At 71.3% G+C, this 8,131-nt stretch carries 5 protein-coding genes and 1 pseudogene; 4 read left to right on the forward strand and 2 right to left on the reverse strand.

What is annotated here, in order from left to right:
- From G3I65_RS43900 to hrpA, 3 genes are all read left to right on the forward strand, one after another.
- Positions 1 to 871 (forward strand): alpha-hydroxy-acid oxidizing protein (locus tag G3I65_RS43900; protein ID WP_160701348.1); only part of this gene is annotated, 871 nt, incomplete at its 5' end.
- Between the two features lie 118 nt (positions 872 to 989).
- The gene (locus G3I65_RS43905; RefSeq protein ID WP_160701349.1) at positions 990 to 1,247 is read left to right on the forward strand and encodes a hypothetical protein; all 258 of its coding nucleotides are present in this window, start codon (positions 990 to 992) and stop codon (positions 1,245 to 1,247) included.
- A gap of 103 nt (positions 1,248 to 1,350) precedes the next feature.
- Entirely contained in the window at positions 1,351 to 5,238 is a 3,888-nt protein-coding gene (hrpA, locus tag G3I65_RS43910) for an ATP-dependent RNA helicase HrpA (RefSeq protein WP_160701350.1), read from the forward strand.
- On the opposite strand, the gene G3I65_RS43915 is transcribed toward hrpA, so the two are convergent.
- A complete protein-coding gene (locus tag G3I65_RS43915) occupies positions 5,207 to 5,908 on the reverse strand; it encodes a maleylpyruvate isomerase family mycothiol-dependent enzyme (RefSeq protein WP_309235997.1) in 702 nt (233 codons plus the stop codon). The two genes, hrpA and G3I65_RS43915, sit on opposite strands and share 32 nt — an antisense overlap.
- A 95-nt stretch (positions 5,909 to 6,003) precedes the next feature.
- Here G3I65_RS43915 and G3I65_RS43920 point away from each other — a divergent pair, with 95 nt between their 5' ends.
- Positions 6,004 to 7,719, forward strand: coding sequence for a sialidase family protein (locus tag G3I65_RS43920; protein ID WP_160701351.1), 1,716 nt, complete (start codon positions 6,004 to 6,006; stop codon positions 7,717 to 7,719).
- 6 nt (positions 7,720 to 7,725) lie between these two features.
- Here the strand turns inward: G3I65_RS43920 and G3I65_RS43925 are convergent.
- Positions 7,726 to 8,131 (reverse strand): annotated as a pseudogene (locus G3I65_RS43925) (DNA polymerase); the annotation flags it as partial.

Here is an 8,131-nt window from a genome sequence, read left to right on the forward strand (position 1 = left end):
GCCGGTCGGCGTCCAGTCGATCGTGCACCCGGACGCCGAGTCCGCGACCGCCCGCGCCGCCGCGTCGGCCGGGCTGCCGTTCATCCTGTCCACGGCGTCCTCGACCGGCATCGAGGACGTCGCCGCGGCCAGCGGCGACGGCCCGCGCTGGTTCCAGCTGTACTGGCCCGGCGACGCGGACGTCTGCGCGAGCCTGCTGTCCCGGGCGAAGAGCGCGGGCTACACGGCGCTGGTCGTCACGCTCGACACGTGGACGCTCGCCTGGCGGCCGTCCGATCTGGACCAGGCGTACCTGCCGTTCCTCAAGGGCGAGGGGTGTGCGGTCCCGTTCACCGACCCGGTGTTCCGCGGCCTGCTGGAGAAGACGCCGGAAGAGGACCAGAGCATGGCGATCCTGCGCTGGATCGGCATGCTGACCGGCACCGACCGGACGTGGGACCAGCTGCCGTTCCTGCGCGAGCACTGGGACGGCCCGATCGTCCTCAAGGGCATCCAGCACGTCGCCGACGCGCGCCGCGCGGCCGAGGCCGGGGTGGACGGCATCGTGGTGTCGAACCACGGCGGCCGCCAGGTCGACGGCGCGATCGGTGCGCTGGAGGCGCTGCCCGGCATCGTCGCGGCGGTCGGCGACCGGCTGGAGGTCCTCTTCGACTCGGGCATCCGCACCGGCGCGGACGTCCTCAAGGCACTGGCGCTGGGCGCGCGGGCGGTGCTGGTCGGCCGCCCGTGGGTCTACGGCCTCGCGCACGCGGGCGAGGACGGCGTCCGGCACGTGCTGCGGAGCCTGCTGGCGGACTTCGACCTGACCATGGGGTTGTCCGGCCACCGCAGCCTGGCGGACCTGGGCCCGGACTCGCTCCGGCGGAGCTGAGGTAACGAATCGGGAAACCACGGGACAAGCGCGGACCGGGTCGCTACCGTACGGATCCCAATCGCGGGCCGTCGGGGGCGGCCGGCTCCCGTTTCCCTTTTCCCGTTGGGGGTTTTCCATGGCCGGAATCGCCATGCGCATCGGTGTCGTCTTCGCCGTCCTGGGCTTCGGCTCGCTGATCCTCGAGCAGTTCGACTACGAGTTCCGGCTGATCGCCTGGGCGTCGGACATGCAGCCGTGGTTCGGCATCGCCCTCGGCGTCGTCGGCCTCGCGCTGTGCGGCATCTCGGTGCTGGCCGGCCGCGCCAAGGCCGCGCCGCCGCAGCCCGCCGCGCCGCAGCAGCAGTACCCGCAGCAGCCCGGCCAGCCCGGCTGACGCCTGACCCGGGCGCCCTTCGGGGCGCTCGGGGTGGGGCCGGTCACGCGAGCGGGATATTGGGAGGCCCGGTTCGTCACGCACGGCTATCCTCGGACCGAGCATGTCCACGCCATCCCCCTTCACAGCGCTGCGGGCGCGCCTGCCCGAGCTGATGCCGCGCGACGAACACCGTCTGCGCCGCCGGCTCGACGGCGCACGCAAGGCCCGTGACCGCGACGCCGCCCTCGCGCAGATCTCCGCCGACATCGAAAAGGCCGAGCTGCGCGTGCAGTCGCGGCGCGAGAGCGTGCCCAAGATCGAGTACCCCGAAGAGCTGCCGGTCAGCAAGCTCAAGGACGAGATCGCCGCGGCCATCGGCAAGCACCAGGTCGTGATCGTCGCGGGGGAGACCGGCTCGGGCAAGACCACCCAGCTGCCGAAGATCTGCCTCGAGCTCGGCCGCGGCATCCGCGGGCAGATCGGGCACACCCAGCCCCGCCGGCTGGCCGCGCGCACGGTCGCCGACCGGATCGCGAGCGAGCTGAAGACCGAGCTCGGCGACACCGTGGGCTACAAGGTCCGGTTCACCGACCAGTCCGGGCAGGACACGCTGGTCAAGCTGATGACCGACGGCATCCTGCTCGCCGAGATCCAGACCGACCGGTCGCTGCGCCAGTACGACACGCTCATCATCGACGAGGCCCACGAGCGCAGCCTCAACATCGACTTCATCCTCGGCTACCTCAAGCAGCTGCTGCCGCGCCGCCCCGACCTCAAGGTGATCATCACCTCGGCCACCATCGACCCGGAGCGCTTCTCGAAGCACTTCGACGACGCGCCGATCGTCGAGGTCTCCGGCCGGACGTACCCGGTCGAGACGCGCTACCGGCCGCTGGTCGACCCGGACGACCCCTCGGAGGACGCCGAGGAGCGGGACCAGACCCAGGGCATCCTCGACGCCGTCGAAGAGCTGTGCGCCGAGGGGCCCGGCGACATCCTCGTGTTCCTCTCCGGCGAGCGCGAGATCCGCGACACCGCGGACGTCCTGAACCGCGCGAACCTGCGCAACACCGAGGTCCTGCCGCTGTACGCGCGGCTCTCGGCCGCCGAGCAGCAGCGCATCTTCCAGTCGCACACCGGGCGGCGGGTGGTGCTCGCGACCAACGTCGCCGAGACGTCGCTGACCGTGCCGGGCATCAAGTACGTCGTCGACCCGGGTACCGCGCGGATCTCCCGCTACAGCCACCGGACCAAGGTGCAGCGGCTGCCGATCGAGCCGGTGTCGCAGGCGTCGGCGAACCAGCGCAAGGGCCGCTGCGGCCGGACCTCGGACGGCATCTGCATCCGGCTCTATTCCGAAGAGGACTTCGAGAGCCGTCCCGAGTTCACCGACCCCGAGATCCTGCGGACCAACCTGGCGTCGGTCATCCTGCAGATGACGTCGCTGGGGCTCGGCGACATCGCCGCGTTCCCGTTCGTCGAGCCGCCGGACCGCCGCCAGGTCACCGACGGCATCGGCCTGCTGATGGAGCTCGGCGCGTTCTCCTCCGCCGGCGCCGACCGCAGCCTGACCGACATCGGCCGCAAGCTCGCGCAGCTGCCGGTCGACCCGCGGATGGGCCGGATGGTCCTGGAGGCCGCGAAGAACGGCTGCGTCCGCGAGGTCATGATCATCGCCGCCGCACTGTCCATCCAGGACCCGCGCGAGCGGCCGGCGGAAAAGCAGCAGGCGGCCGACGCCCAGCATGCGCGCTTCGCCGATCCGACGTCGGACTTCCTCGCCTACCTGAACCTGTGGGAGTACGTCGCCGAGCAGCAGAAGGCGTTGTCCGGCAACCAGTTCCGCCGCATGTGCCGCACCGAGTACCTGAACTACCTGCGGTTGCGCGAGTGGCAGGACATCTTCAGCCAGCTCCGCCAGCTGGCCAAGCCACTCGGCATCTCGCTCAACACGAACACGGCCCCGGTGGACCCGCAGCGCGTGCACACGTCGCTGATCGCCGGGCTGCTGTCGCACATCGGACTCAAGGACCCCGCGAAGGGCGACTACCTCGGCGCGCGCGGTGCCCGCTTCGGCGTGTTCCCCGGCTCGGCGCTGTTCAAGAAGCAGCCGCGCTGGGTGATGTCGGCCGAACTGGTCGAGACGTCGAGGCTGTGGGCGCGGGTCAACGCGCGCATCGAACCCGAGTGGGTCGAGCCGCTGGCCCAGCACGTCGTCAAGCGGACCTACTCCGAGCCGCATTGGGAACGCAAGCAGGGCGCGGTGATGGCGACGGAGAAGGTGACGCTCTACGGCGTCCCGCTGATCGCCGACCGGCGCGTCAACTACGGCCGGATCGACCCGGAAGTGTCGCGGGCGATGTTCATCCGGCACGCGCTGGTCGAGGGCGACTGGCAGACGCGGCACCACTTCTTCGCCGAGAACCGGGCGCTGCTGGAAGAGGTCGAAGACCTCGAGAACCGCGCGCGGCGGCGCGACATCCTCGTCGACGACCAGACGCTGTACGAGTTCTACGACGCCCGCGTCCCGGACGACGTCGTTTCGGTGCGGCACTTCGACAGCTGGTGGAAGAAGGCCCGGCACGAGCAGCCGGACCTGCTGTCGTTCGAGAAGTCCATGCTCATCAACGAAACCGCGGGCGGCGTGCGGGAGTCGGACTACCCCGACTCGTGGACCCACGGCACGCAGGTCTTCAAGCTGACCTACCAGTTCGAGCCGGGCGCGGACGCCGACGGCGTCACCGTGCACGTCCCGCTGCCGGTGCTGAACCAGGTGACGCCGGACGGGTTCGACTGGCAGGTACCGGGTCTGCGGGCGGAACTGGTCACCCAGCTGATCAAGTCGCTGCCGAAGGCGTTGCGGCGCAACTTCGTCCCGGCGCCGGACACCGCGCGCGACGTCCTTTCGCGAGTGTCCCCTTCGGACGGTCCGCTGCTGGAGGTGCTCGGGCGCGAACTCCGGGCGCTGCGCGGCATCACGGTGCCCTACGCGGACTGGGACCTTTCGTCGGTGCCGGAACACCTGAAGATGACGTTCCGGGTGGTCGACGAACGCGGCAAGCGCGTCGCCGAAGGCAAGGACGTCGAGGAACTGCAGCGGCGGCTGGCGCCGAAGGTCCGCGCGACGATCTCCCAGGCGGCCAACACCCTGGAGAAGGCCGGCCTGACGAAACCGTCGTTCGGCTCGCTGCCGAAGGTGTTCGAGTCGACGCAGCGCGGCCACGACGTCAAGGCGTTCCCCGCGCTGGTCGACGAGGGCGCGTCGGTGGCCGTGCGGATGCTGGACACCCCGGGCCAGCAGACCCACGCGATGTGGGCGGGCACCCGGCGGATGCTGCGGCTGAACCTGAACTCGCCGATGAAGTTCATCACGAGGTCGCTGTCCAACTCCTCGAAGCTGGTGCTGAACCGCAACCCGCACGGCAGCGTCGCGGCGTTGCTCGAGGACTGCGTCGACTGCGCGGTGGACGCCCTGATGACGGCAGGCGGCGGCCCGGCGTGGGACGAAACCGGGTTCAAGGTGCTGCTGGAGAAGGTCCGCGCCGGCCTGCACGCGGAGGTCCTCGGCGTGCTCACGGACGTCGAGAAGATCCTGCGCGCGGCGAACGACGTCGAGGTCCTGCTCCCGGCGACGCGCGGCCCCGCGGAGTCGCTCGCCGACATCCGCGCGCAGCTCGCCGCGCTGGTCTACCCCGGCTTCGTGACGGAAACGGGCGCGGCCCGGCTGCGGAACGTGGTCCGGTACCTGCAGGGCATCTCGCGCCGGCTGGAGAAGCTGCCGACGGAGCCGACGCGCGACCTGCAGCGGACGGCCGATGTCGCGTGGATCCAGGCCGAGTACGCCGACGCGCTGGGTTCGCTGCCGCCGGGCACGTCGTCGCCGGCGCTGCGCGAGGTGCGGTGGATGATCGAGGAGCTGCGGGTTTCGTTCTTCGCCCAGACGCTGGGGACGGCGCACCCGGTGTCGCTGAAGCGGATCACGAAGGCGATCGACGACGCCCTGGCGTGACGCTCACAGGAACACGCGGGCGATGTCCAGCCACTGGTCCGCGTCCGCGCCGGCCGCGGTGGGTGCCCCGGAGGCAGAAGTCGAGCGCGCTGCCCCGGACGCGCTGGGCGGCGTCTTCGGGACCCCATGTCCAGAGTTCGCCGTCGGGACCGGCGAGCTCGACGCGGAACTCCTCGGCCGGCATCGGCGCCTGCGCCGCGTAGAACGACAGTCTCCGGCCGGCCACGTGCCGGAGCCGCCCGGTCGGCGGGTGCGCGGCCCCGAACGCGTCGAAGACGTCCTGCCCGCGCGCCCAGGTTTCCCTCCGCCGGAGCGGCACCATCAGCACCGCGGTCACCTGCGAACCGAACCAGGGGAACGCGTGGTCCAGCGGCACGTCACCGAGCGCGGCCGCCGGTGCGGCCCGGCCGGCGCGCCAGCGTTCGAGCAGGACCGACCGCGACTCGGCCGCCCCGGCGGCGGCTTCGAGGTCGGCGTCCTTCGGCTCGGCGTCGAAGGCTTCCGGACGTCGGATGGCGGTCAGGACGTTCGCGTCGGCGGCGGCGCGGTGGGCGATCTGGTGGGCGACCGTCCAGCCCGCGGCCGGGGTCGGCCGGGACCAGTCCGGTTCGGCGGCGTCGAGGGCGTCGAGTTCGTCCCCTTCGGCGACGAGATCCGGGAGTACCGAAATCGGTTTGTCCGGCTCCGCACTTCCGTCGGTTGACCGGGCCGGAGGACGCGGGAAGCCTGATCCGGCTGAAGACCCTCCTGGGAAAGGACCTTCCGATGTCCTTGGGTGTTTCGTCCGCCAAGCGAAGAATCCTCGCCACGCTCACCGCGTTCGTGCTGCCGCTCGCCGTCGTGCTCGCGCCGGCCGCGCACGCCGCCGAGCCGCGGCACGCCGTACCGAACCCGTTGCTCAAAGAACGGTTCGCCGACGAAGAACAGGAAGACGTCGACAACCCGGCGTTGTCCGCGCTCTGCCAGAGCTACCTCGGCAAGCCGAACCCGTACCGGCCGCTCGGGCCCAACCGCGACGTCATCGACGGCGACACCATCGTGCCGACCGGCAGCCAGACCGGGTGCAGCACCGCCCAGAACGAAACGACCATCGCCGTCAACCCCGAGAACCCGCGCAACATCGTCGCCGGGGCCAACGACTACCGGCTCTACAACACCCGCGAATCCCGCAACGACTCGGGCGGCATCGCCTACACCTCGTTCGACGGCGGCCGGACCTGGGCGAACGTCCAGCTGCCGCACCTGGACTTCCCGACCGGGGCGGCTGCCCCACTGTCCTACATGGACGCCGCGGGCGACCCGGCGATCGCGTTCGGGCCGCACAACACCGTCTACTACGCGACGCTCGTGTTCAGCCGGGCCGTGGTGCCGGAGGAACAGCAGCTCGCCAGCGGCATCGCCGTCTCGGTGTCGCACGACGGCGGGCGCAGCTTCGGCGACCCGGCGATCCTGCACCTCGACGGCGTCACCCCGGCCGGCACCCCGACACCCGCGAACATCTTCAACGACAAGGAATGGATCGCGGCCGACCCGGTGTCGGGCACGGTCTACGTCACCTGGACCCAGTTCACCTACGACGCCGAGGGCAACTTCGTCGAGTCGCCGATCGTGCTCTCGAAATCCGGCGACTTCGGCCGGACGTGGTCCCCGATGCGCCGGGTGTCGCCTTCGCTGACCGGCTTCACCGGCGGTATCACGCCGTTCGGCAGCGGGTCGAACCCGGTGGTGACCCGCGACGGGACGCTGCAGATCGCCTACGAGACGTCGGTGTGCGCCACGGCCGCGTGCGACCGGCCGACCGACCACGACGCCGTCGTCGTGGCGACCTCGCGCGACGGCGGCCGGACCTTCCGGCACGCCGAGGTGGGTCTCGACTTCGACTTCCCGGTCGACGAAGACGTCGCCAACAACGCCCTGACCGGCGAGAACTTCCGCGTCAACAGCTTCCCGCAGCTGGCCTACGACCGCGCGACCGACCACCTGTGGGTGACCTGGGCCGACGACCGCAACGGCACCTACCGCGACGGCGAGTCGGTCAAGACGAACGGGGACGCGTTCCTCAGCGGCTCCGACGGCCGGCACGGCTGGTCGGCGCCGGTGAAGATCGGGACCGGCGCCGACGAGGTGTTCCCCGCTGTCGCGGCGCTGGCCGGGCGCGTGGCGGTCACCTTCTACACGCGCACCTACGACCCGGACGGCATCGGCCTGGACTACGCCTACGCCACCGGCTGGGGCGACGGCGCGGGCACGGCCCCGATCCGGCGGATCACGACCCAGACGTCGAACCCGCAGGTGCAGTTCGTGTCGACGGGCGCGGTCACCGGGAAGGTGCTCCAGGGCGTGTTCATCGGCGACTACACCGCGGCCGCGGTCGGCGCCGACTTCCGGTTGTACCCGTGCTGGACCGACTTCCGCGGCAGCCCGGGCCGGACCCTGCCGAACCAGGACGTCGTGACGCAGCCGCTCTCGATGTTCCCGTAGGCGCGCTCACTTCGCGTCGGCGTACGTGTCCACCGGGGCGATGTGCAGTGGGAACCGCACCGGGCAGGCCGGGCCGAACAGCATGCGCGCGGCCTCCGCCACGCTGTCGGTGATGGCTGTCGTCACCTCCTCGGCCAGCTCTTCCGGGGTGTGGACGATGACCTCGTCGTGCTGGAAGAACACCAGGTGCGCGGGGGCGGGGAGGCGCTGCCGGAGCGTGGCCAGCATGACCGCCGTCATGTCGGCCGCGCTGGCCTGGACCACGAAGTTGCGCGTGAAGCGGCCCCAGCCGCGGGACGCGCGGCGGGCCTTCAGCTCCGCCGCCTCGTCCGAAGCCAGGCCGCCGGTCAGCGCGCGCCACGCCGCCGACGGAGCCGGGGACGTGCGGCCCAGGCGGGACCGGACGCGCTCG

Source organism: Amycolatopsis sp. SID8362, from assembly GCF_010550475.1.
GTDB classification, from domain to species: domain Bacteria; phylum Actinomycetota; class Actinomycetes; order Mycobacteriales; family Pseudonocardiaceae; genus Amycolatopsis; species Amycolatopsis eburnea.

What these genes read in the sequence shown, in the direction of transcription:
- G3I65_RS43905 (WP_160701349.1), top strand. Translation starts at nt 990, where the DNA reads ATGGCCGGAATCGCCATGCGCATCGGTGTCGTCTTCGCCGTCCTGGGC.
- hrpA (WP_160701350.1), top strand. Translation starts at nt 1,351, where the DNA reads ATGTCCACGCCATCCCCCTTCACAGCGCTGCGGGCGCGCCTGCCCGAG.
- G3I65_RS43920 (WP_160701351.1), top strand. Translation starts at nt 6,004, where the DNA reads ATGTCCTTGGGTGTTTCGTCCGCCAAGCGAAGAATCCTCGCCACGCTC.